Below are 22,267 nucleotides of genomic sequence, written 5' to 3'. Positions count from 1 at the left end.
CTCTCCTAGACAGGCTTAATTATTTAGCACGCATGACACGGTGCAGGCGGCAGGAACCTCGCGGCAAGCCACCTGAAAACGGAAAACCTGACGGACGGATCGGGGTCGTCATTGAGACTCCATCTGTCCGCGTCGTTCAGGGTTTTGTTGCCCGCAAGCAGAATCCGATGCAGAGGATAGGGATCCTCCAGCAGAGACAGCAGAGTCCGCCGCGAGGCTCGCGGATTGAGAATGACCCCACGGCGCACGTCCGCCTCGAGCGACGCCGCCATCCGGCGCAGCAGCCATTGCGGCGTCCGCGGATTGGCGGCAACGCCGCTCAGGACATCGACCTCTCGATCGTCAGCGAGAACTTTGAGGAGAGCCGGCGCAACCCGCGTCTGGTAGGCCACCGCGGAGCGGACCCAGGCACTCCCATCCTCAGCCATCACCCTGAGCAGCCCGCGCGGACAGCGCGGATTGCGGGCGACCGCCCGGCGCACCTCGGCATTGCCGTCGCGCGCCAGGACCGAAAGCCGGCGCTGCGGCAGGGCCGGATTGCGCGCAACCCACTGACGCACCCAATGATCCTCATCCCCCGACATGCGATCGAGGATGGCAGCCGAGAGATCCTTGCGCGCCGACACAGCCCGCCGGACGACCTCGGAGGCGTCATGCATCAAGGTCTTGAGGCAGGTAGGCGGCAAGAGCGGATTTCCTGCAACCGCGCGCCGTACCGATACATCCGCGTGTCCGACCAACGCCTTCAGAATATCCGCCGATACGCGCGCGCTGGCCGCGACATGGCAGAGGACGAGCGGATTGTGATCGGCCGCCGCTTTTGCCAGCACGTCGGGCGGGCATCTCGGGTGGGATACGACGGCCGCACGCACGAACATGTCACCCCGGTCGTAGATCCGCGCCAGCTCGTCCGTAGGCGTTGCCGCATGCGTTGCCATCTCGCTGTCGAAAGTCTCCGGAAAGCGTCTGGCAATGAGGGAAAGCACAGCCTCCGTTGCGGCCGGATGCTTGCATACGTCGCGCAGCACCGCGTGCTCATGCTCGCGCTCGGCAATGTTCTCCAATACGTCCGGCGGAGTATGGCGATGGCGTGCGAGAAGCGCCGTCAAGACCGCGCCTCCATTGAGGCTGTAATGCTCGGCCAGCGTTTGGGACTGCGTGGCGGCGTTTTTTCCGACACGCGTTTGAACGGCTTCATCCTTGAGATCCGACAGCAGATGCAGCACGCGCGCCGGCGTATGCTCCCAGCGGGCGAGCGCCAGCGCCGTGCGCCGTTCACCGCACAACGACACCTCGATCCGCTCCCGATCGCTGCCTTCGGAAATCGCATAGACGGCAGCCGCCGCGTAGACGTCGCGGCGCGCCAACGCCTGCCGCACCAACGCACTGGCACTCGCCGGCACCATCTCACGCGACCGCGGCGTCGCTGGTCCCATCGTCGACACACTCATTGATCAACTCGATCAGCTCGCGCACGACGAACTGGCCTTCGAACCCGCTTGTCTTGAGGGCGTCCTCGAACATCGTGAGATCCTTGGGACAAGACACCACGAACACCTGCAGGCCCTCGATCCCGCCCGCCTCCTTCATGCGGTTTTGCGACGGCTTCTCGAGACCCACGGGATCGGGGATCCAGATCCGGCCGCCACCGGCGCCGCAGCAGAAGGAGTTGTCGCGGTTACGCGGCATTTCCACCAGCTCGCAGCCCAGCATCGCCAGCACGTCGCGCGGCGCATCGTAGCCCTTGTTGTAGCGGCCGAGATGGCAGGGATCGTGGAACGTCACGCGGCAATCGAGCTTCTTCTTCAGCTTGAGCGTACCCTCTTCGAGCAACCTTTTCACGAGCGTCGTATAGTGCTCGATCGTGAATACGCCGTCGAAGTGCGGATACTCGTTGCGGATAGTGTTGAACGAATGCGGATCCGTGGTGACGATGGACTTGAACTCGCACGCCGCGAGCGCGTTGATGTTCGACGTCGCCAGGAACTCATAGAGCCCTTCCTCGCCGACACGGCGCACGTCGTTCCCGGCGTTCATCTCACCTTCGAACAGAAGGCCGAAATTGACGCCGGCACCGTGCAGCAGGCGGGCAAACGATTGCGAGACCTTCTGGTTGCGCGGATCGAACGAGGCGTAGTCGCCGACGAACCAGACGACATCCACCGGCTCCTTACGCGCGTCCTTGATCTGGAACGGCAGCGCTTTGGTCCAGGCCGCACGCTTGCGCTTCGACTCTCCGAACGAGTTGCCGCTCTTGTGAATGGTCTGCAGCGTCTTCTGTAGAATGGGCTCCATCTCGCCCTCCTCGACAAGCCTGCGGCGCATTTGCACGATGATCGGCACGTGCTCCACGGCGACGGGGCATATCTCGACGCAGGCGAGGCACGTCCGGCACGACCAGAGCGTCTCCATCATCACCTGGTTGCGGCTCTTGCCGTGCACGTCCAATTCGACTTCCGGGGGAAGATCCTTTGAGTTCAACGCATTGTTGGCGAACTCCCGCAGCGACAGAATCAAGTCGCGCGGCGACAGCGGCGCGCCTACGGCGTTTGCCGGGCACGCCTCATGGCAGCGGCCGCACTTCGTGCAGGCGTCGAGGTGCAGGAGCTGCTTCCAGGTGAAGTCGGTGATGTACTTGTATCCGGGGCTTTCCTGCTCTTCCGGAATTTTCGGCAACACGCGGCCGGCCTGCCGATCACGGAACATCAGCGAGGCCGCGGCCGTGAAGATGTGCTTGACCTTCGTGAAGGGCACGAGCGCAACGAAGGTCAACGCCAGGATGCCGTGGAACCACCACACCGCAGGACGCAGCGACCCCGCCGCTTCCGCCGTCAGGCCGAGGCCCTGCAGGGCGTGTGCCAGCATGGCACCGACCGGCGACCACCAGCGGAAATCCCACACGGTCGGACGATCGGCGAGCCAGACGAGGCGCACGGCTTCCAGGAAGAACCCGGTGATGCCGATGATGATGAGGGTCCAGAGAAACGCCCAATCCTCGCGGCGGTAGGCGGTACGATCGTAGTCCGGATCCTCCGGCGTGCGGTCGGGACGGGCGTAGTTGAGCTTCGGCGGCTTGAGCCAGCCGCGGCGGTACATCATGTAGATGAGACCGACGATCAGCCCCACGCCGGCGACATCCATGATCAGCGAGAACCACAGATAGAAATTGCCGTACCAGAAACGCAGCCCGAACAACGGCTCAACGATGTCGTACTCGAGCGTAATGGTCGCCGTGCCGATGAACAGAAGAATGAAGCCGAAAAAGATCGCGGCATGCATGCGGCCGGCGGCAGGATCGCGACGCTTCAACGTGCGATGGGTCAACATGGTTTTCACCATGTCCATGAAGCGCTCCCAGAGCATGCCCCATGCGCCGTCCGGCTGGCCGCGCCGGTACTTCCGGATCTGCGTGTAGACGCCGTAGATGAAAACGCCGATGGCCGCATAGCCGATGGCGTAGAACAGATAGACGGCCGCCGGTGGGAAATCCTCGAACAGTATGCGTGTTATGTCTTTGGGATCCACGGCAGCACCCAGATCTGATGTAAGGGAACGGCTCTGCACGATCACCGATGAGACCATGCGGGCCCCATGCCGATGAACGTCCACTCGCCTCGCTTCTGCTACTCTAAGCTTCACCGCTGAAGGATTCTCTCGCAATCCCCACGACGAACTACCTCCAAGGGAGTACTTGGAATTCCACGGCGGGATAATAGGATCTCGATCGCTGGCCTGAGAGGATCGGAGGACGCGGGAAAAACGCGCTGACGCGCATCGCGCCAGCACCGGTAATACTGACCTCCGCTGCGGCCGTGTCGGGACGGAACGGGTCTCTGGGGATCCCGGCGCCTGCGCATCTAGGGGGGGCGTCGGCCGGGCCGCCTCCGTCGAGAAGGGATGTCCGGCCCGCTACGGCGCCGCGTCGTCCGCTCGGCCCTGGCACTGCCCACCTTCGGCACTGCGAACCGCAAGTGCGAGATAGACCAGCGTCAGTGCAAAGAGCGCCACGAACCAGCCCTGCCACACCTCCCAGCTCGAGAAGATCTCGGCCATGAACACGGCGAACGTCGCGAGGGCGTAGGGCTGCGCGCGCTCGGACATCCGGGCGAGCGCACGCAGGGCGGCCAGGCCCGCCACGAGGAACAAGGCCGCACCGATCAGTCCGAGCTCGAACCACGTCTGCAGGTAGACGTTGTGGGCATGCCGCGGCACTTCGGTTTCGCCTCTGGTGCCCTGAGGATGGTTCTGCGCAAGCTCTTCGCGATCGCTCAGCACCAGACCCGAGCGCACGCCCGAGCCGATGATCGGCGCATCGGCCACGCGGTCCGCCACATTGCTCCAGATCAAGATCCGCGCCTGCGCCGTCCCCTGCAGCCAGGAAGCCTCATGGAGAGCAAGCGGATCGTACGCAATCCGTGCCGCAGGCACGGAGCCGAGCACGGCAACCGTCCAGACCAGCGCCATGAGCCCGATGGCCAGGCGAGGCCGCAGGGACGCGAGCCCGAAGCACAGGAGCCCCGCCGCGATCGCAAGTTTCGACGTCTCATGGTTGGAGACACCCGTCGCAACGGCCGTGCCCACAATGAGCAGGAATGCAAGGACCCGGCGCGTCCAGCCCGCCCAACAGCAGAAAGCGCAGAGAACGGCCGGCCACAGCAGCATGTTTGCAACCGCGACCGATCGGTTCAAATCCCAATCCGGAACCCGGACTCGGCCTCCCGCATCGAGCCAGTAGTGCCTGTTCGGCGCCGTCGGTATCAGGCCGAACGCATCGATGATCGCACGCCGGATGAGCTGGTCGGAAAAGAGCTCGGTGAGGAGCACGCCGCCGCCAACCAGAACCGCGATGACGAACCAGATGGCTGTATGGCGGATGCGACGGATAGGTTGCTCACCAAGCCACCGATGGATCGCGAGCCACGCAAAGAGAGCGAGCATGGCCGTCACGGTGCTCGCGAGCGTTACGCCCACATCCGCCGACCAGGCCGCGCTCAGCATCCCGAACATCAGCAGCGCCGCGACGGGGAGCGCTTCCGGGACCGGTTTCACGAGCGTGCGCAAGGGCACGCGCTCGGCACGGGCGAGTGCCATCACCATGACGAAAAGCACCGGCAATATGACCGCGGTCGAGCGTGCGGCGATGATGCTGGCGGCGGCGGCGATGCAAAAAAAGGTGGCGACGACGCGGTCGGAGGGCCTCACGGATGAGCGGTCCAAGCCCGTTGCGCCTTCATTTAGCGCGTGAGCCGCACGTGCTCGTGAATCTTCTTGCGCCACGTCGCCGCCCATCGCCCCACCTCATGCACACGATTGCTTGCTGCATCGGCTTTGACGGGACCTCTCAAATAAATCCCTCGCCGGACACGTGGCGTCACGGAACGCGGCTCACAAAAAAGAGAAAAACAGCAGCGCAGGAAGGCTCGCGGCCTGTTCCGCACCTTGTAGAAGAGCGCGAGACGGGAGGCAAGCCGGCCGCAGCCGGCCCGTGGGGCGCGACTGAAGTCCAGCCTCGGTCGACCGCTGACGAAAGTGCCGGGGGTCAGAGCCAGACGTGCTGCAGACCTGCCCGGTTGAGCCACGGCTGCGCGGCGATGGCGTCGCGCGCCTTGAGCGGATTGAGCCCGATGAAAAGCACGTCGACATCGGAGCCGATCCGCTCCGGTCGGATCACCGGGACACCGAAAAGCGTCGTGCCCTCCAGATGCGGATTGCGGTCCAGGAACGACACGAGGTTCACGCTTCGGCCCACCCGGCTCGAGATCCAGCTTCCGTAGAAGCCGGCCCCGTAAACGGCGGCCTTACGCCCGCGGAACCGCTCTGCCTCCGCCTCGAGCCTCTCCGCGGCTGTCTCCCACGACCGGCAGATATCCCGGGCACCGTTTGCAGCCTCCGCCGCTGGCGGTGTCGCGATCGGCATCGGACGGGCCTCCGGCGCGCGTTCGCAAACCGCGAAAAACGCGCCGGGAAACGACGTCCGGTCGATCGTCCGCAGCCGGCACCCGCCGGCCGAGAGAGCATAGGCGAGCGACGCCGCGCTGAAATGGTTGAGATGATCGGCGACCGTCATATCGCCCGGATTGGCGGCCACATCCGGCAGCGACAGCAGCAGTACGCCGTCCGGCTTGAGCAGCGCACCGAGATCGCGGACGAACCCGACCGGATCCGCAACATGCTCGATCACGAAATGGCTCATCGCCGCGTCGAAGCGACCGGCCCACGCGGCCGGCACCGTGTAGATCGCCTGCGCCTCCTTGGCCACCCAGCCGTCCCACGCGCCGGCATAGTCCGCGCTGACATCGAACACATGCGGCCGGATGTCGGGACGCGCCGCAACCATCTTGCGCAGGGTATCGGCCTTGGCGGCACCGTAGTCGAGGACGAGGGCATCCCGCGGCAGCCCCAGGAGCCCGAGCGCAATCGCGGCCTGATGATCCGTGCGGAAGATCACCGCCCCGTCCGCCTTGACGGCAAAGACCTGATCGTGCCCCTCGCCCGCAAGCGAAATCCGGTAGGTGCTGTCGTAGAAGGCGCCGATGTCCGGAATGTCGTCGCCCTGGGCGTGCCCGCATCGATCGCACACGAAAACGCGCGTCGGCACGTCGAGGAGCGTCATGATCGACGTCAGCGCCGGCGCCGGCGCGTCGTAAACCGGCACCGGAAGGTCGCCGCCGCAGACACGGCAAGCCGTCATGCCGCATCCTCGCGGCGCGCGACCAGCTCCGGCAGCACGTCGGCAAACTTCACCCCAGCCGCGAACGATCCCTTCCAGCCGATGCGGATGCCCAAGGGCTCGGCGAAATTGAAATAGCGGAACTGGATGCTCCAGCGCGGTGTCCGGGAGATGTTGTGTCCCGATTGGTGCAGCGTCAGGAAATCCATGAGGATGAGATCGCCCGGCGCACTCGACGGCGCAACGATGTCGTAGCGTTGAAGCCGCTCCTCGGCGCGATCGAGATGCAGCGCGTAGGCGCCCGTCTTGCCGGCGCCCGCATCGTCCTCGTAAACTGGAACGAGCCCTTCGGCATGCGAGCCTTCGGCGATCTGAACCGGCCCCATATCCGCCGTCACCGGCAAAAGCGGCGTCCAGAACACGATGCCGTCGACGCTGCGCAATTGCGAGGGGAACTCCTGATGCCACTGGGCCCGGAATTTCTCCTCGCCCGGGTTGTCGATGCGGATCCCGTAGCCCCCGGCAGCGATGCCCGGCACGCTACCCGGCCGCAGCATCCTGAAGACGTCGCTGTTGACCTCCTGCGTGACGAGCCGCAGGAACGCCGGGATTTGCTTCACTGCATCGTAGATCTCGCCGCCCCAGCCGCGGTTCTTCGCAATGAGCGCGGGATAGGCGATGCTCATGGCCTCGGTCGGCGTTCCCGTCGGCGCATCGACGCCATACTTCCGGCAGGCGAGCGCCACGATCTCTCGGATGCCCTCCTGGATCGGCGCGATGTCGGTGGCCGGATCGTAAAATCGAGCCAGCACGGCATAGCCCTTCGAGGCGAAGGACTGGCGTGCCGCGTCCGAGAGCCGTGCGGTCCCATGCGTCATGACGTGAGCGCCTCCTGCTGCAGGAAATCTCTCCAGGGAATCGTCGCCGGATTGAGGTGATCGCGCGCCGCCGGCCCGGTCCGCGCGATGAGATCGAGAATCGACACGTAGGGCGTGAAGGCGCCGCCGGGCTGCGGCCAGCGTGTGCGGCTGTAGGCCATGTAGGCAACGTCGATCCCAGCTTCGGCGAAGGCGGCGTGATCGAGGTACCTCGCCGCTCCGTGACCGGTGACGTAGCGGGTGCCGCCGGCCTGGCGCACGAGGTCGCGCACGCGCCGCCACGACGTGCCGTCAACGCCGAGCGCGCTCGACCGCGCGACGATACACCCGCTACCGACGCCGAGGTAGCGCGCGGGCTCCTCGATGCTGGCGATCAGAAGCTCGAGGAGCGACGTGCGCCGATAGACGGCATCGAAAATGGCGAGTGCATCGTCGAGGAAGGGGGCGCCGATGAGCGACTGGCAGAGGAGCGCCCGGTGGCTCGCCTTCCAGGCGTCGCCCGCCGCTTGCAATGCGGAGATCGTCTGGAAGCTCCCTTTTCCGGCGAGCGGGATCGTCATCCAGGAGCGCGCGGGCCCTCGCAGGACCTGGATGCGGTTCGTGAAGCTGCCCTTCGAGAACTGCGCGTCATCCAGATAGATATAGGTGTCGGCGAGCATGAGCTGCTCGAAGAACCCCGGCCACGGGAACAGCATCGGCTGCGTAATGACGACCGTCGCCATGTCACGCCTCCCTGACGATCCAGGGATCGCAACATGAAGCGATGTCCGGGCCGGGCGTCACGGGCGCGTGCAAATCAGATACCCCCCGGGCGAGCTGGCCAGCACGAGCTTGCCGTTGAGCACGGCGTCCGGCGCGAAGCGGTCCGTCTCGAGCAGGTAGGCATTGAGCGCGGCGTAGGGCTCGTCGCCCGGATGCCAGACCTTGGAGCGCCGGGTCGGCGTCTGCGAAACGTCTCCGCGGCCGAGCAGCGTGTCGGCAACGACGAGATACTGGCCCTCCGTGACCAGGGGACCATAGGCCCGAAGCTCGGCGAGCACGTGATCGCGGCTGTGGTCGCTGTCGAGAACGGCCATGACGGAGGCCCCGGCCGGGATCTCCGCGGCCACCTTCGCCAGCGTCTCCGCCGCGGTCGAAGGGCCTTCGATCAGCGTGATCCGCGACGCCAGCGGATGGCTTTCGATGGTGCTTCTGTTGTGGGCGCGGATGTCGATGTCGACGCCGATCACCTGCCCTTTGCCGATCACCTGCAGCAGCGACGCCATGAAGATCATCGAGCCGCCGCGTGCCACGCCGGTCTCGATGATGATATCCGGCTTCGTCGCCCAGATCGCCTCCTGCGTCGCCAGGATGTCGGCGGGCATCTGGATGATCGGCACGCCCATCCAGGACCATAGGTAGGAATAGTCGTACCTGTCGAGGCCGACGAGCGTGCTCAGCGCTTGCCGGAACACCTCCTCGTCCTGGCCAAGCGCGAGCGACATCCTGCGCTTGTGCGCTTCGAACTCGAGGCGGTCGTCCTTGATCGTCTGAGCGCTCATGTCGGGGTTCCTAGGCCGAACGGCTGAGACGGGCGTCACGGCGACCCTCGCCCCGCGCGATCGCGATCAGCGTCTCGGACACGCGGCGGATATCGTCCTCGCTCATGTCGTGATAGCTCGGCAGGTTGATGGCCCGCCCGGGAATGTCCCAGGCGTTCACGTTGTCGCGCCTGTCCTCGAACATCGCGAGGCTCGAGAGCGGATGGAAGAACACGCGCGCGTCGATGTCGGCGGCCGCAAAGCCCCGCTGCAACGCCTCCCGCGTGATGCCGGTCAGGGGATGGAACACCGCCGTCGGCATCCACGCGCCGTTGACGGTGCCCTCGAGCTCGCAGTTCATTTGGACGCCCGGAAGCACGCAGAGCCGGATCCGGTAGCACGCCAGGATCTCGCGCTTGCGGGCCACGAGCTCCTCGATGCGCTGAAGCTGCGCACAGCCGATCGCGGCCTGGATATTCGACATCTTGTACTTGAAGCCGATCTCATCGGCCCAGAACTGTTTCGTCTGGCCGCGCGCCCGGCCGTGATTGCTGAGCGTCAGGACGCACTCGTAGAAATCCGGATCGCTGGTGACGAGCATGCCGCCTTCGCCGGTCGTGAGCGTCTTGGTCCCGTGAAACGAGAAAGTTCCGAACAGCCCCATGGAGCCCGCGCGGCGATCGCCCCACATGGAGCCGATGGCCTCCGCCGCGTCCTCGATCACCGGAACGCCGGCCCGCCGCCCGAGGGCAAGCAGCGCGTCCATCTCCGCGAGATTGCCGTAGAGATGCGTGACGATGATGGCCCGGGTGCGCGGCGTGAGGTGCCGCTCGACCGCCGCCGGATCGATGCACCAGGTTTCGTCGAGCACATCGACGAAGACAGGCGTTGCGCCGAGATGCACGATCGGCGCCACGGTCGCGACCCAGTTGGAATCGGCGAGGATCACCTCGTCTCCGGGGCCGATGCCGAGCGCGGCGAGCCCCATATGCAGCGCGCCGGTGCCGCTCGAGGTGGCGATGGCGAAGTCGCTACCGATGTAGGATCCGAACTCCCGCTCGAAACGCACGATGTAGTCATAGCAGGCCGCACCCCAGCCGTTCGCGGCCGCATCCGCGGCATAGCGCGTCTCGAGCTCGGTGATCGACGGCTTCGTATAAGGGATTCTGCCGGTCATGCCTCCACGTCCTTCGTGGCAGCCTGCAACGTACGACGAGAGCACGCCAACCGGTCCGGACCCTAGGCCGTGAAGCTGGCGCGAAGCTTGGCGGCGCCGGCCGACGGATCGCGCCCTCAGACGACGATATGCTGGGCCAGATCGTTGTCCGTGAAGATGAGATTGGGCTTATAGCCGAGAGACACGAGCTGGTCGCGGCGCGCCGGGTCGGCGATGAACACGGCCGTGTTTTCCGCCTCCTCCGCCCTGTGCGCCTTTGGCTCGTCGATGATTTCGATCTCCTGGGGAAGACCGAAATCGGACAGCATGTCTCCGATCGCGGCCCGGTCGGCGACGCCGCACAGCATCAGCCGCTTGAGGCCGGCCGTCGAGGTGAGATGCCAGGCGAGCGTCTGCAGCGCGACCATCACCGGTAGCGAGTTGCGCAGCTTGACGACCTCGGGATGCTCACCGAGCCCGCCGACGGCCATGCGCGTATAGAGCTCGTAGACCTTGACGTAGTCCTTGCGCGCCGCCCAGAAGCGGATGGCGACCGCCATCCGGTTGAGCATGAAGATCCGGCACTTTTCGTCGTAGGCGAGCCGGGCTTCCCGCGTATTCGGGATGCAGCCGCGCTTGAGGCCGAGATAGAGAAAATACTCCAGTCCGCCCCGGTACTTGTCCCAGTCGGTCATGACCTGATCGTTGCCGGCCTGCTGTCGGGTCGGAGCGATCTTGGACAGCACGACCGAGCGGTAGAAGGGCTGCTGGAGAAAGGCGACGGCCCCCTGGTCGAGAAAATGCGCGAGATAGGAGAAGGCCCAGAAGCAGAACTCGCGCGGCACCCATGCGGAGCGCAGCGCCGCCCGGCGATAGATCCCCGTCTCGGGAAAGACATGGCGCTCGAAAATGAACTGGAACATGTCCGCAAAGCTTGCCTGCGCAAACTTCCGGTCCGCATCGAGCGCGTAGAACTGGCTGACGTCCCGGTCCGCCACCTCGTCGTAGAGATACCAAGGGGCGTGACAGGCGGACACGTCGGGATTGTCGTCGAGATAGCGGATCGCCTGCTTCAGCCCCTCGGGCACCAGGAAATCGTCATCCGCATGGTAGAGGACGTAGGTGCCGACGGCCTGGTGGAAGGCGCACACCGTATTGGCCAGCGAGCCGCCATTTGTCGTCCGCCGATAGTAGTGGACAGGCAACCCCCGTTGGGCGAACTCCGCCGCGACCTCGGCCGTGTCGTCCTCCGAGGCATTGTCGGAGATCACGATCTCGTAGGGAAAGTCGAAGCGATAGTGCGTCTCGAAGCGACTCAACGCGGCCCGGAGATAGGGGGCGCGATTGTAGGTCGGAATGCAGATGCTGAGCTTGATGCCGCTCACGGGGACAGCCTCCGGCACGGTGGCTCTTGAGAGCGCCGCAACGCCCTGAAAAGATGGATGAACGCCACGCGTCATGCACCGGAGACCCACCTCGCCACAGACGGCGGGCGGTCTCGGGGCTCGGAGCCTTTATCGATCAGGGATCTTGAGCGAGGCTTGTGGCAGCCGCTATGAGGGTGCGATCCGGGAAAGCCCGTCGCCAACCGCGCACGTGCCCCGGAAAAGGCGAAGCGCACGCGAGACCCAGGCCCGGACCCATGAAACGCGCGCTCGACATTGCCCTGGCGGTTGCCCTCGTGCCGTTTGCGGTGCCGGTCGTGCTTGTCTGCATGGGCGCCATCCGGGCCACCTCACCAGGCCCAGCCCTGTTCCGCCAGGCTCGCGTCGGATCGGGCGAGGCGACGTTCACCTGCTACAAACTAAGGACGATGCGCACCGGAACGGGCGACGTGCCCAGCCACGAGGCCCCGGCGAGCTCGGTGACGCCGGTCGGAGCCTGGCTGCGGCGCCTCAAGCTCGACGAGTTGCCCCAGCTCTGGAACATCCTGCGCGGCGACATGAGCTTCGTCGGTCCGCGGCCCTGCCTGCCGTCGCAGACCCGCCTGATCGCCGCGCGCCGCGCACACGGTCTCTACGCCATCCGTCCCGGCATCACCGGCGTCTCGCAGGTGCAGGGCGTGGACATGGCGGACCCCGAACGGCTCGCGGCGCTGGACGCGACCTACCTTTCGGATCGGTCCCTTCGCGCCGATCTCCGGCTCATCGTCGCCACGGCGTTCGGCGCCGGCCGCAGGGACAGCGTCCGACAGCCCCCCGAACCTCGCGGCGAGATGTGACTTCTGAGGCCGGCTGTCCCTTTGGAAGCGGATGAATGTGCTGTCCCGCGGTGGGGAGAGGCCACCCAGGACCCTAGCTATTTCCGCCCTGCGCCCTATGTTGGGGTGATCGTGACCAAGGGACGACCGCCGTGACACATCGGCCGCGCGGCCGGCAGCGAAGCCGGAATACCTGGTCTGCCCTTCTGGCCGCCCTCCTCAGCGTGGTTGCCAGCGCGTCGACGTTCACGCTCTCGGCGAGTTTTGCCGGCGGCCTGTCGATCGCCGGCCACAGCGCCGACACCCGCACCACCAGCACGCCGGCGACGGTCCGCCCCGACAGGCTCGACGCTGCCCTGAACGTCGGCGGCCTCGACGATCCGACGGCCGCGCTCGCGGCACAGGATTACGAACCCGCGCCGTGGACGGGCGGCCTCGTATCCGCGGTGCCGGCCGCGTTCACGCTCCCGGCCGACGTTGCGCGCATGCGCGACGGCCGCACGCGCGCCCCTCCCCACGCCTGATCACGTCCAACCTCTCCATCACATAGCGATCTCGCGTCGATCCGTCCGGAGCCACGGCTTCCGGCGGCCGTCGGCTTTAGGGGACTTCGATCATGCTTCACTTCTCGCGTTTCAAGACGACTTTCATTCTGGGCCTATGCCTGCTCGGCATCCTGCTCTCGATCCCGAACGTGCTCTCGCACACGGCACTGCCGGCGTGGATCCCGCAACCCCGTGTTAATCTCGGCCTCGACCTGCAGGGCGGCTCCTACCTCCTGCTCGAGGTCGACATGAACTCCGTCATCAAGGAGCGCATCGCCAGCACCCGCGCCTCCGTCGCCGACACATTGCGCAAGGGCAAGGTGCCGTTCACCTCCATCGTCGCCGGCAAGGACAACGTCACCGTGACGGTCGCCGACGCGGCCCAGCTCGACGCTGCGCGCCAGGCCCTGCGCGACATCCTGAACGAGCGCGTCGACGGCCCGAGCCAGGCCCGCGTCTTCACCACCTCCACCGCCGGAAACACGTTGTCTCTCACCCTCGACCCGCAGGCCGTCACGGACCTTGCGAGCAAGGCCGTCGAGCAGTCGATCTCGATCGTCCGCCGCCGCATCGACGAGACCGGCGTCAACGAGCCCGTCGTCGCCCGCCAGGGTCAGAACCGCGTCATCGTCGAGCTGCCGGGCGTCTCAGACCCCGACCGCATCAAGCGCCTGCTCGGCTCCACCGCGAAAATGACCTTCCGCCTCGTCGCTCCCGAAGGCACGCCGGCCGGCCCCGACGTCGAGCTTCTGCCCATGACCGACCGCGCCGAGGGCGCAGCGAAGCTCCCCGTCCGCCGCCACATCGAGGTCGACGGCATGAACCTGACGCGCGCCTCCGCCGGAATGGATCAGCGCGCCGGCGGCTGGGTGGTGAGCTTCGCCCTCGATTCGGTCGGCACGCGCCGCTTCGCCGACGTCAGCACCAAGCACGTGGGCCAGCCCTTCGCCATCGTGCTCGACAACAAAGTGATCAGCGCGCCCGTGATCCGCGAGCCGATCGTCGGCGGCCAGGGCCAGATCAGCGGCAACTTCACCGTCGAGGAAGCCAACGACCTCGCCGTCCTGCTGCGCGCCGGCGCGCTTCCCGCACCGCTCACCATTGTCGAGGAGCGCACCATCGGCCCGAACCTCGGCGCCGATGCTATCCGCGCCGGCCTATATTCCATCATCGCCGGCTTCACGTTCGTCGTCGCCTTCATGATCGCGACCTACGGCCGCTTTGGCCTCTTCGCGGCGGCCGCGCTCCTGGTCAACCTCGCGCTCACCATCGCCGGCCTGTCGATGATGGGCGCGACGCTGACGCTCCCCGGCATGGCGGGCATTCTGCTCGCGCTCGGCATGGCGGTCGACGCCAACATCCTGATCAACGAGCGCACACGCGAGGAGCTCGGCAAGCGCAACGGCGTCATCGCCTCCATCGAGACCGGGTTCCGCCGCGCCTATACGACCATCATGGACGCCAACCTCACGACGCTGATCAAGATGCTGATCCTGTTCGTCGTCGGCGTCGGCGCCATCCGCGGTTTCGCCGTCACCATCAGCCTCGGCATTATCGTCTCGATGTTCACCGCCATCGTGCTCGTGCGCCTCCTGACCGCCTGGTGGCTGAAACGCACGCGCCCCAAGACGCTGACCATCGGCACGAAGCTGCGCTTCTTCCCGGACCACACCGCGATCCCCTTCATGCGCGCGCGCTACTCGGGACTGGTCGTATCCGCCCTGATCAGTCTCGCTTCCCTCGGGCTCGCCTTCCATCCGGGCCTCAAGATGGGCATCGACTTCGCGGGCGGCGTGGTGATCGAAGCCAAGACCCCGACCTCCGCCGACGCCCCCGCGTTGCAGAGCGCCCTCATGAACGCGGGCCTCGGTCCCGTCCAGGTTCAGCGCTTCGGCGCCGACACCGACGTGCTGCTGCGCTTCGAGCATCCGCACGGCACGCCCGAGGAGCAGCAGGCGGCCATCGCCAACGCCCGTCAGGAGGTCGAGAAGGCGGCGCCGGGCGCGGAGATCCGCCGCGTCGAGGTGGTCGGCCCGTCGGTCGGTGCGGAACTGCTGAGCGACGGCCTCTGGGCCCTCGGCCTCGCCGCCGTCGCCATGTTCGCCTACATCACCTTCCGCTTCGAATGGCCGTTCGCGGTCGGCGCCATCGTCACCATGTTCCTCGACCTGACCAAGACCGTGGGCTTCCTGGCCTTGACCGGCTTCGAGTTCAACCTGACGTCGATCGCCGCCATCCTGACCATCATGGGCTTCTCGATCAACGACAAGGTGGTGGTCTACGACCGCGTCCGCGAGAACCTCGTGCGCTCGAAACGCGAGCCGCTGCGCCAGGTCATCGACCGCAGCATCAACGAGACGCTGTCGCGCACCATCGGCACCTCGGTGGCGCTTTTCCTGGCCATCGCGCCCCTGGCGCTCTTCGGCGGACCGGCCCTGCGCGAGTTTGCGCTCACGCTGCTCTTCGGCCTCGTGCTCGCGACCAGTTCGTCGATCTTCATCGCCGCGCCGATCCTCCTCAACATCGGCGAGCATTACCTGCGCCGCGGTGGCCCGGCACCGGCAGCGGCCGGGACCGCTCCCGCATCGCTGAAAAAAGCCTGACCGCGAGGCTTCGAAACACGCCAACGACGCACGCGGAGCCTCGTCGCTCCGCGTGCTTTTTTTGCCGGTCCCGGCAAATGCGGAAGGCCGCCGCTTCGCCCGCCGCCGGTCGCCCCTCGCCGGGGAACCCGCAAGGCCGCTCCGGCGTTTTTTGTTCTTGCCGCTGTCGGCGGGAGATGGTTGACCTTCGTGTTAACCTCGGCACGAGCGAGAGGCATCCATGGCAAGATGGGCTGCAGCGCTGAAGGGCGCGCTGCCCGGCCGCTCGGGCAAGCACGCGAGCCGGTCCCGCGCCGAAGCGGACGACCGTCACGCGAGCGGGCGCGGGGACGGGCCGGAGCCTGCTGACGGCGATCCCGACGTGTACGCGCCGGTCGTCTGGCTCCTCGGCAAGGTCCAGAGCGGCAAGACCTCCATCATCCGCGCGATCACCGAACAGAGCGACGCCGAGATCGGCGACGGCTTTCGCCCCTGCACGCGCACCTCGCGCCTCTACGCATTCCCGGACGACAGGCCGGCTCTGCGCTTCCTCGATACGCGCGGCCTTGGCGAAACCGACTACGATCCGGCCGAGGATCTCGCCCTCGCCGAGCGCGCCGCACACGTGATCCTCGCAACCGTACGCGCTATGGACGCCGACCAGAGCGCCGTGCTCGAAGCCCTGCGTCAAGTGCGGACGCGCCACCCGGACTGGCCGGTCGTCGTCGCCCAGACCAGCCTCCACGAGGCATATGCGCCAGGCGCGGGACACATCCTCCCCTATCCGTTCGAGCCCAACGCGCCGCCCGACGTCATCGCCCGCATCCCCGTCGATCTGATGCGGGCGCTCGCCCACCAGAGATTGCTCTTCGACAAGCTGCCCGGACGGGGCGCCCTTCTCTTCGTTCCGGTCGATCTCACGAAACCCGACGACGGACTGCCGCCGGCCGACTACGGGCTCGACGCGCTGACGGAAGCGCTCGCGACCGTGGCGCCTGCCGGCATGCTGGCGGCCCTGGGATCGATGCCGGGCTTCAGGGTCGATCCGAAAGCCCGCTCCGCGAACCCGATCGTGATGAAGCACGCCATGGCCGCGGCCGGCAGCGACCTGGTGCCGGTGCCGGTTGCCGGCGCCATCGCCGCCTCGACCGTCCAGGCCCGCATGCTGCGCGAGCTCGGGCGGCTCTACGGTATCGCATGGGACCGGCGCGCCTACGCCGAGCTGGCCGCCGCCATCGGCGCCGGCACGGTCGCCAAGGTCGCGGCCGGCGTGGGGTTGCGCCAGATCGCCAAGCTGCTGCCGGTCTACGGCCAGACGGCTGGCACGGCCGCGTCCGCCGCCGCAAGCTTCGCCGTCACCTACGCCCTCGGCAAGGCGGCGGTATATTACCTGCACGGCCGCCGCCTCGGCATGAGCGACCGCAGCGGCATCGCCGAAGCCTACCAGCAGGCCCTGCGGGACGCCTTCCGCATGGCGCGGGAGCGCAAGGCCGCCGGCGAGCCGCCGGGAGCCAAGCCATGAGCGAGAAAGCCGCCGTTCCCGCGCACACACGGCGCACGGCCTCCCTCATCCTCCTCGCCTTCGGCTTGCTCATCCCCACCCTGTCGCTCGTTCTCCTCGGCAGCGTGTGGCTGTGGCAAAACGGCTATCTGCTCCACTGGACGGCGTTTGCGCTCGCGAGCGTCGCGATCGTCTACGTCGCCCAGCGCCGCCTTCTCCCCGAGCGTGTCCCGGAGTCCGCCGAGGAGGATCTCCCAAAGAGCACCGACGAGGAGGCATTGCAGCACGGCTGGTCGCCGCTCGAGGAGCAGGCATGGGCGGACGTCCTGGCCCTTGCCCGCGCCACCGATCCGGGACGCATCTCGAGCCCCGAGGCTCTTCTGACGCTCGGCCAGGAGACGATCGCCACCGTCGCCAGGTGCGTCCACGCCAGCCGCCGCGATCCGGTCTGGCAGTTCACGACGCCCGAGGCGCTCGCGATCGTCGAGCGCGTCAGCCGCCGCCTCCGCCTGTTCGTCCTGGAGAACGTCCCGTTCGGCGACCGCCTGACGCTGGCGCAGGCGCTGGCGCTTTACCGCTGGCGCAGCGCGCTCGACTGGGCCGAGCGGGCCTACGACGTCTGGCGCGTGGTCCGCCTCATCAACCCCGCGACGGCCGCCGCCAGCGAGGCGCGCGAGCAGTTATCGAAGGCCATGATGCAATGGGGACGCGATGCCGTCGCCCGCCAGCTTACGGACGCTTACATCGAGGAGATCGGACGCGCGGCCATCGATCTCTACGGCGGCAGGCTGCGCGTCTCGTCGCGGGCGCTCACGGATTACGTCTCGGACGAATCCGCCGCCGACCGAGCGGCCCTGAGCGAACTTCGCGCCGAGCCGCTGCGCATTCTCATCGCCGGCCAGACCGGCGTCGGCAAATCGGCCCTCGTCAATGCCCTCGCCAAGGAGGCCAACGCCGCGACGGACGCGCTCCCCGCGACCTCGGCGTTCACGCCCTACCTCATCGAGCGCGAAGGAATCCCCGCCGCGCTCGTCATCGACAGCCCGGGGCTCGGCGGCACCGGCAAGGATCTCGCCGCGTTGATGGAGCGGGCCGCCGACAGCGACCTCGTGCTGTGGGTCGTGGCCGCCCACCGCGCCGACCGCGACGCGGACCGCAAGGCTCTCGACGCGCTCCGCGCCCACTTCGCCGCGCGCTTGAACCGGCGCCGCCCACCGCTCGTCCTCGTCGCGACCCATGTCGACCGCTTGCGGCCGTTCGGCGAATGGGATCCCCCCTACGACAGCGACGGAGGCGACAGCCGCGAGAAAGCGCAGGCCATCCGCGCCGCCGTCGCCGCCGCCGCCGGGGATCTCGGCTTTGCCGCCTCCGAAGCCGTCCCCGTCAGCCTCGCCGAGGGCCGGGATCCCTACAACATCGAGCGCCTCTGGCAGCGCATCGCCACCGCCCTCCCCGAGGCGAGGCGCGCGCAGCTTCTGCGCAGCCTTCACGACCTCAAGGATCGCTGGAGCTGGAAATCCGTCTGGTCGCAGGCCGTCGGCGCCGGACGCTCCGTCGCCGGTGCCCTGCGCAAAGGGGCCACGCGAGACGCTCCCGAAAAGTGAACGAGCCGCGCCGGGATCGCCCCGGTTGGCTGATGCTCCGCCGTGAAACCAAAGGCGCGGGATCGGCGTTTAGCGCCTGATCGCAACGCCACCTCATCTCAAAAAGGAGCTTCGTTTCCGATGGCACAGTCAGCATCGAGCACCAATACGCGCAACGCTGCCAACGAGCTTGCCGACAAGGCGGCCAACCTCGCAGAGCGCACCGGCGAACAGTTCGAGCGTGTTGCCGAGCAGGGCCGGGTGGCGACGGAGCAGATTCAGGTCGTGGCGGATAACTTCAAGTCCGCCGTCGACAAATCGGTGAAGGAGCAGCCGTTGACGACGCTCGCCGTCGCGGCCGGACTGGGCTTTGTAATCGGCGCGCTGTGGAAGTCCTGAGTCCTGCAAAGAGAGCGTCCGGCCGGGACTTCCGGGCCGCAGCGGAGAACGATTGATGTTCCAAGGTCTCTTGAAGCGCGCCGAGCGCTCGATCGATTCCGCCGTCACGAAGGTCGTCGACCGGGCGCTGATGGCTGCACCCCTCGTCGTGGCGGGCGGCTTCGCCACCGCGGCGCTCACCGTATGGCTCGTGGAGCACTACGGCCACGTCACGGCCTACGCCCTCATGGCCAGCGCGTTTGCGCTGATCGGCCTGATAACGATGGCGGTTCTCGGAGTGGGCAGCGCCGCGAAGGCCTCGTCCGAAAGTGCCGCGCCCGAACCGGAGCAGGCCCGAGGCGCATCGGACGACGCCGATGCGGCGTCCGACATGGACCTCACCGCCCTCCTCACGCCCGAGGTGAGGGCGATCCTGGCCTCTATCGCTCCGGCCGCCGTGCCCGGCATCGCGCGGGGCGTGACCAGGAACCTTCCTCTCATCCTGCTCTTGGCGGTCGTCGGATTTGTGATCTCGCGCTTTACCCAGACGTCATCAGAGCCCCAGACCTCATCGGAAGGGGGGAGCCCGTCCGAGCGAACCCCAGCGTCGCCCACCGGCGTGCAACGCGAGGCGCCGGACGTGGACGCCCCGGCCCCGGCGGCCGCCGCCTGACACGGGGGAGAGCGGGCAGACGCACCGCGAGATCGTCTCCGCCACGCGCCGACGATCGCGCGCAAAGCTTACAGGAAATGTAAGGCGGCCGACATGCGAGGGTAAGCTTACTTGCCTAGTCTGGGCCTGGGCAGTCCCTGAGAGTGAGCGTCCTCTGGACGCTCACAGCCAGCTCCTGAACAATTGGTCCCCCTCGCGGACTGCCTTATCGATACCCGAGCCTTGCCGGGTATCCGGAGCCCGAATGCCTTGCGCGTTCGGGCTCTTTCGGTTCTTGGGCCTCGGTTTCTCGGCCGGCCGCGATTGGTGCTATAGACCATGAACACTTCAGGCCCTATCAGCCTGAAGTGTGAATCATCGGTCTCATCAAAGAGAGAGAGCGTGATCCCGATTCAATCCGAAATGATCACGCTCTAGAGCCGGGATCAGGGCGGAACGGGCCTCAAAGGAGCCTCATGATGCGGCTGCTTCTCGTCGAGGACGATAAGGAGACGGCGCGGTATATCTCGAAGGGGCTCGTGCAGGCCGGGCACACCATCGATGTGGTCTCCGACGGGAAAGACGGGCTGTCTCTCGCCATCCGCGAGAGCTACGACATCGTGATCCTCGACCGCATGCTGCCCGGCATGGACGGCCTGTCGCTCGCGCGCACGCTGAGAACCGCCGGCAGCCGCGTCTCGATCCTCTTCCTGACCTCTCTCGGCGGCGTCAACGATCGCGTGCAGGGCCTCGACGTCGGCGGCGACGACTACCTCGTGAAGCCGTTCGCCTTCGCCGAGCTCTTGGCGCGCGTCAACGCGCTCGGCCGGCGCGCGCCCATGCGCTCGGAGGGCGACATCCTGCGCGCGGGCGACCTCGAGCTCGACGTGGCGAGCCGTAGGGTCACGCGCGGACACGATCGCATCGACCTTCAGCCGAAAGAGCTGGTGCTCCTCGAGACTCTGATGCGCAACAAGGGCCGGGTCGTGACCCGCACCATGCTGCTCGAGCGCGTATGGGGCTTCCACTTCGATCCGCGCACCAGCGTCGTCGAAACGCACATCTCGCGTCTGCGCGCCAAGATCGACCGTCCGTTTGCGAGGCCGCTGATCCACACCATTCGCGGCAGCGGCTACTCCATCAATGACAATCCGTGACCTGTTCCGGCGCACGCAGGTTCGCTCTGCCGCCGCCTTCACCCTCATCATCACGGTCGCCGTCTCGGTGATCTTCGCCATCCTCATCGTTCGTCTGGCGGCGGGCATCGAGGAGGGCTTGCACGCCCGCATCTTGAACACCCGCGACGCGCTGCTCGCCATCGACCGGCGCTACGGATTCGACGAATTGGTGAGCGTCGTGGCGGACGAGGTCGAATCCGTCCGCGAGACGGACAGCATTTTCGCCGTCGTCGATTCCAATAACGCGTTCGTCGCCGGCAATATCCGCACCGAGCAGCCCTTCGAGGGCTGGCGCGTGCTCTCGCGCAGCAGCCTGCCCGACATCGCCGTCGGCGGAACCGGCCCGGACCGCTTCTTTGCCGTCTGGGCGCCGGTTTCGAAAGGCATGCTCCTGATCGGCCGGTCCGATCGCGAGGTGCAGCAGGCGCGCAGCATCCTCATGCGCAGCCTCGGCTGGGGCTTGCTGGCGACCGCCATCCTGGGCGTCGGGTCCGGAATCTACCTCGCGCGCGGCGCGCAGAGGCGGATCGACGACATCGCCGCCACGCTGTCCGCCGTCTCCTCCGGCGAGCTGAACCGCCGGGTGCCGGTCAAAATCCCCCATCACGACCTCGACGAGGTCGCCGAGCGCATCAATGCGATGCTGACCCAGCTCGAGCGCCTTGTGCAGAATGCCAACCAGTCTTCGACCGACATCGCCCACGATCTGAAGCGCCCGATGACACGCCTTCGCCAGCAGTTGGAGAGCGCGAGCGAGATCGAAGGCGAGAGCCCGGCCGTGAAGCAGGTGCTCGAGAACGCCATCGCCGAGGCCGACAGCATCGTCTCCACGTTCGAGGCGCTTTTGAATATCGGCCAGCTCGAAGCGGGCGACCGCCGGGCGCGCTTCGTGGATCTCGATCTTTCACGGGTGCTGGCAGACGCCGTCGAAGCCTACAATCCGGTGATCGAGGACTCGGGCTTCCGCCTCGTCTGCGCGCCCGCCCGTGAGCCGGGACCGTTCGTGCGCGGCGACCACGAGCTTCTCGTGCAACTGATCGCCAATCTGATCGAGAACGTCCTCCAGCATTGCCCGGCCGGAACCACCATCGAGCTTGCGGTGCGACAGACCCCGCGCGGTCCGGTGCTGAGCGTGGCCGACAACGGCCCGGGGATCCCCGAGAGTGAGCGCGAGAACGTGTTCCGCAGGTTCTATCGGCTGGAACGCGAGCGCACGAGCCCCGGACACGGCCTCGGCCTGAGTCTCGTGCGCGCCATCGCCGATCTCCATGGCGCGGCCGTCACGCTGGCGGCAAACGACCCCGGGCTTAAAGTCCGGATCGCCTTTCCATCGCGCGCCTGAGGCGGCCGCGAAAGCGCCACGGACTTTACGGGATTTGTAACGCCACCTCCAGGCCAGCGTAATGCCGCCCCGACATAGTCGC

The 22,267-nt window shown here is 66.9% G+C and carries 18 protein-coding genes; 9 read left to right on the top strand and 9 right to left on the bottom strand.

Annotated elements, in window-relative coordinates; all coding sequences use genetic code 11:
- Nucleotides 1-23 precede the first annotated feature (23 nt).
- From V7082_RS01260 to V7082_RS01220, 9 genes are all read right to left on the bottom strand, one after another.
- Nucleotides 24-1,436, bottom strand: a complete 1,413-nt coding sequence (locus V7082_RS01260; protein WP_334145646.1) for a variant leucine-rich repeat-containing protein — start codon at nucleotides 1,434-1,436, stop codon at nucleotides 24-26.
- Nucleotides 1,408-3,525, bottom strand: coding sequence for a heterodisulfide reductase-related iron-sulfur binding cluster (locus V7082_RS01255; protein WP_334145644.1), 2,118 nt, complete (start codon nucleotides 3,523-3,525; stop codon nucleotides 1,408-1,410). Before V7082_RS01255 ends, V7082_RS01260 begins: the two co-directional genes overlap by 29 nt.
- A gap of 384 nt (nucleotides 3,526-3,909) precedes the next feature.
- The gene (locus tag V7082_RS01250; protein WP_334145642.1) at nucleotides 3,910-5,217 is read right to left on the bottom strand and encodes an O-antigen ligase family protein; all 1,308 of its coding nucleotides are present in this window, start codon (nucleotides 5,215-5,217) and stop codon (nucleotides 3,910-3,912) included.
- Between the two features lie 322 nt (nucleotides 5,218-5,539).
- Nucleotides 5,540-6,691 (bottom strand): methyltransferase domain-containing protein, encoded by a 1,152-nt coding sequence (locus V7082_RS01245; protein ID WP_334145640.1) that lies wholly within the window; start codon nucleotides 6,689-6,691, stop codon nucleotides 5,540-5,542.
- Nucleotides 6,688-7,548, bottom strand: a complete 861-nt coding sequence (locus V7082_RS01240) for a phytanoyl-CoA dioxygenase family protein (protein WP_334145638.1) — start codon at nucleotides 7,546-7,548, stop codon at nucleotides 6,688-6,690. Before V7082_RS01240 ends, V7082_RS01245 begins: the two co-directional genes overlap by 4 nt.
- Nucleotides 7,545-8,270, bottom strand: coding sequence for a WbqC family protein (locus tag V7082_RS01235; protein ID WP_334145636.1), 726 nt, complete (start codon nucleotides 8,268-8,270; stop codon nucleotides 7,545-7,547). The genes V7082_RS01240 and V7082_RS01235 overlap by 4 nt, the downstream gene beginning before the upstream one ends.
- A gap of 57 nt (nucleotides 8,271-8,327) precedes the next feature.
- On the bottom strand, nucleotides 8,328-9,089 hold the full coding sequence (locus V7082_RS01230) for a cephalosporin hydroxylase family protein (protein WP_334145635.1): 762 nt from the start codon (nucleotides 9,087-9,089) through the stop codon (nucleotides 8,328-8,330).
- A 10-nt stretch (nucleotides 9,090-9,099) separates the two neighbouring features.
- Entirely contained in the window at nucleotides 9,100-10,245 is a 1,146-nt protein-coding gene (locus tag V7082_RS01225) for a DegT/DnrJ/EryC1/StrS family aminotransferase (RefSeq protein ID WP_334145634.1), read from the bottom strand.
- A gap of 116 nt (nucleotides 10,246-10,361) precedes the next feature.
- Nucleotides 10,362-11,609, bottom strand: a complete 1,248-nt coding sequence (locus V7082_RS01220) for a glycosyltransferase family 2 protein (RefSeq protein ID WP_334145632.1) — start codon at nucleotides 11,607-11,609, stop codon at nucleotides 10,362-10,364.
- Nucleotides 11,610-11,866: 257 nt separating this feature from the next.
- Here V7082_RS01220 and V7082_RS01215 point away from each other — a divergent pair, with 257 nt between their 5' ends.
- From V7082_RS01215 to V7082_RS01175, 9 genes are all read left to right on the top strand, one after another.
- Nucleotides 11,867-12,445 (top strand): sugar transferase, encoded by a 579-nt coding sequence (locus tag V7082_RS01215; RefSeq protein WP_334145631.1) that lies wholly within the window; start codon nucleotides 11,867-11,869, stop codon nucleotides 12,443-12,445.
- A gap of 131 nt (nucleotides 12,446-12,576) precedes the next feature.
- Nucleotides 12,577-12,948 carry a hypothetical protein gene (locus tag V7082_RS01210; RefSeq protein WP_334145629.1) on the top strand — a complete coding sequence of 124 codons (372 nt, stop codon included), beginning with the start codon at nucleotides 12,577-12,579 and terminating at the stop codon, nucleotides 12,946-12,948.
- 92 nt (nucleotides 12,949-13,040) lie between these two features.
- Nucleotides 13,041-15,572 (top strand): protein translocase subunit SecD, encoded by a 2,532-nt coding sequence (gene secD / locus V7082_RS01205; protein WP_334145628.1) that lies wholly within the window; start codon nucleotides 13,041-13,043, stop codon nucleotides 15,570-15,572.
- Between the two features lie 220 nt (nucleotides 15,573-15,792).
- Nucleotides 15,793-17,073 carry a YcjF family protein gene (locus V7082_RS01200; RefSeq protein WP_334145627.1) on the top strand — a complete coding sequence of 427 codons (1,281 nt, stop codon included), beginning with the start codon at nucleotides 15,793-15,795 and terminating at the stop codon, nucleotides 17,071-17,073.
- Nucleotides 17,070-18,656 carry a GTPase family protein gene (locus V7082_RS01195; RefSeq protein WP_334145625.1) on the top strand — a complete coding sequence of 529 codons (1,587 nt, stop codon included), beginning with the start codon at nucleotides 17,070-17,072 and terminating at the stop codon, nucleotides 18,654-18,656. The genes V7082_RS01200 and V7082_RS01195 overlap by 4 nt, the downstream gene beginning before the upstream one ends.
- A gap of 120 nt (nucleotides 18,657-18,776) precedes the next feature.
- Nucleotides 18,777-19,034 (top strand): DUF883 C-terminal domain-containing protein, encoded by a 258-nt coding sequence (locus V7082_RS01190; RefSeq protein WP_334145623.1) that lies wholly within the window; start codon nucleotides 18,777-18,779, stop codon nucleotides 19,032-19,034.
- 55 nt (nucleotides 19,035-19,089) lie between these two features.
- The gene (locus V7082_RS01185) at nucleotides 19,090-19,686 is read left to right on the top strand and encodes a hypothetical protein (protein WP_334145621.1); all 597 of its coding nucleotides are present in this window, start codon (nucleotides 19,090-19,092) and stop codon (nucleotides 19,684-19,686) included.
- Between the two features lie 458 nt (nucleotides 19,687-20,144).
- Nucleotides 20,145-20,822: a response regulator transcription factor gene (locus tag V7082_RS01180; RefSeq protein ID WP_334145765.1), complete on the top strand. Its 678-nt coding sequence runs from the start codon at nucleotides 20,145-20,147 to the stop codon at nucleotides 20,820-20,822.
- Nucleotides 20,809-22,185, top strand: coding sequence for a sensor histidine kinase (locus tag V7082_RS01175; RefSeq protein ID WP_334145619.1), 1,377 nt, complete (start codon nucleotides 20,809-20,811; stop codon nucleotides 22,183-22,185). The genes V7082_RS01180 and V7082_RS01175 overlap by 14 nt, the downstream gene beginning before the upstream one ends.
- Nucleotides 22,186-22,267 lie beyond the last annotated feature (82 nt).

The organism is Hyphomicrobium sp. (genome assembly GCF_036833075.1).
Taxonomy (GTDB): Bacteria; Pseudomonadota; Alphaproteobacteria; order Rhizobiales; family Hyphomicrobiaceae; genus Hyphomicrobium_C.
Note: the sequence above shows the minus strand (reverse complement) of the source record. Positions and strands in the feature narration are given on the sequence as shown.

Bases quoted from the DNA above. Each gene is read 5' to 3' on its own strand.
- V7082_RS01260 (WP_334145646.1), bottom strand. From the start codon at position 1,436: ATGGGACCAGCGACGCCGCGGTCGCGTGAGATGGTGCCGGCGAGTGCC.
- V7082_RS01245 (WP_334145640.1), bottom strand. From the start codon at position 6,691: ATGACGGCTTGCCGTGTCTGCGGCGGCGACCTTCCGGTGCCGGTTTAC.
- V7082_RS01240 (WP_334145638.1), bottom strand. From the start codon at position 7,548: ATGACGCATGGGACCGCACGGCTCTCGGACGCGGCACGCCAGTCCTTC.
- V7082_RS01235 (WP_334145636.1), bottom strand. From the start codon at position 8,270: ATGGCGACGGTCGTCATTACGCAGCCGATGCTGTTCCCGTGGCCGGGG.
- V7082_RS01230 (WP_334145635.1), bottom strand. From the start codon at position 9,089: ATGAGCGCTCAGACGATCAAGGACGACCGCCTCGAGTTCGAAGCGCAC.
- V7082_RS01225 (WP_334145634.1), bottom strand. From the start codon at position 10,245: ATGACCGGCAGAATCCCTTATACGAAGCCGTCGATCACCGAGCTCGAG.
- V7082_RS01215 (WP_334145631.1), top strand. From the start codon at position 11,867: ATGAAACGCGCGCTCGACATTGCCCTGGCGGTTGCCCTCGTGCCGTTT.
- secD (WP_334145628.1), top strand. From the start codon at position 13,041: ATGCTTCACTTCTCGCGTTTCAAGACGACTTTCATTCTGGGCCTATGC.
- V7082_RS01200 (WP_334145627.1), top strand. From the start codon at position 15,793: ATGGCAAGATGGGCTGCAGCGCTGAAGGGCGCGCTGCCCGGCCGCTCG.
- V7082_RS01195 (WP_334145625.1), top strand. From the start codon at position 17,070: ATGAGCGAGAAAGCCGCCGTTCCCGCGCACACACGGCGCACGGCCTCC.
- V7082_RS01190 (WP_334145623.1), top strand. From the start codon at position 18,777: ATGGCACAGTCAGCATCGAGCACCAATACGCGCAACGCTGCCAACGAG.
- V7082_RS01185 (WP_334145621.1), top strand. From the start codon at position 19,090: ATGTTCCAAGGTCTCTTGAAGCGCGCCGAGCGCTCGATCGATTCCGCC.
- V7082_RS01180 (WP_334145765.1), top strand. From the start codon at position 20,145: ATGCGGCTGCTTCTCGTCGAGGACGATAAGGAGACGGCGCGGTATATC.
- V7082_RS01175 (WP_334145619.1), top strand. From the start codon at position 20,809: ATGACAATCCGTGACCTGTTCCGGCGCACGCAGGTTCGCTCTGCCGCC.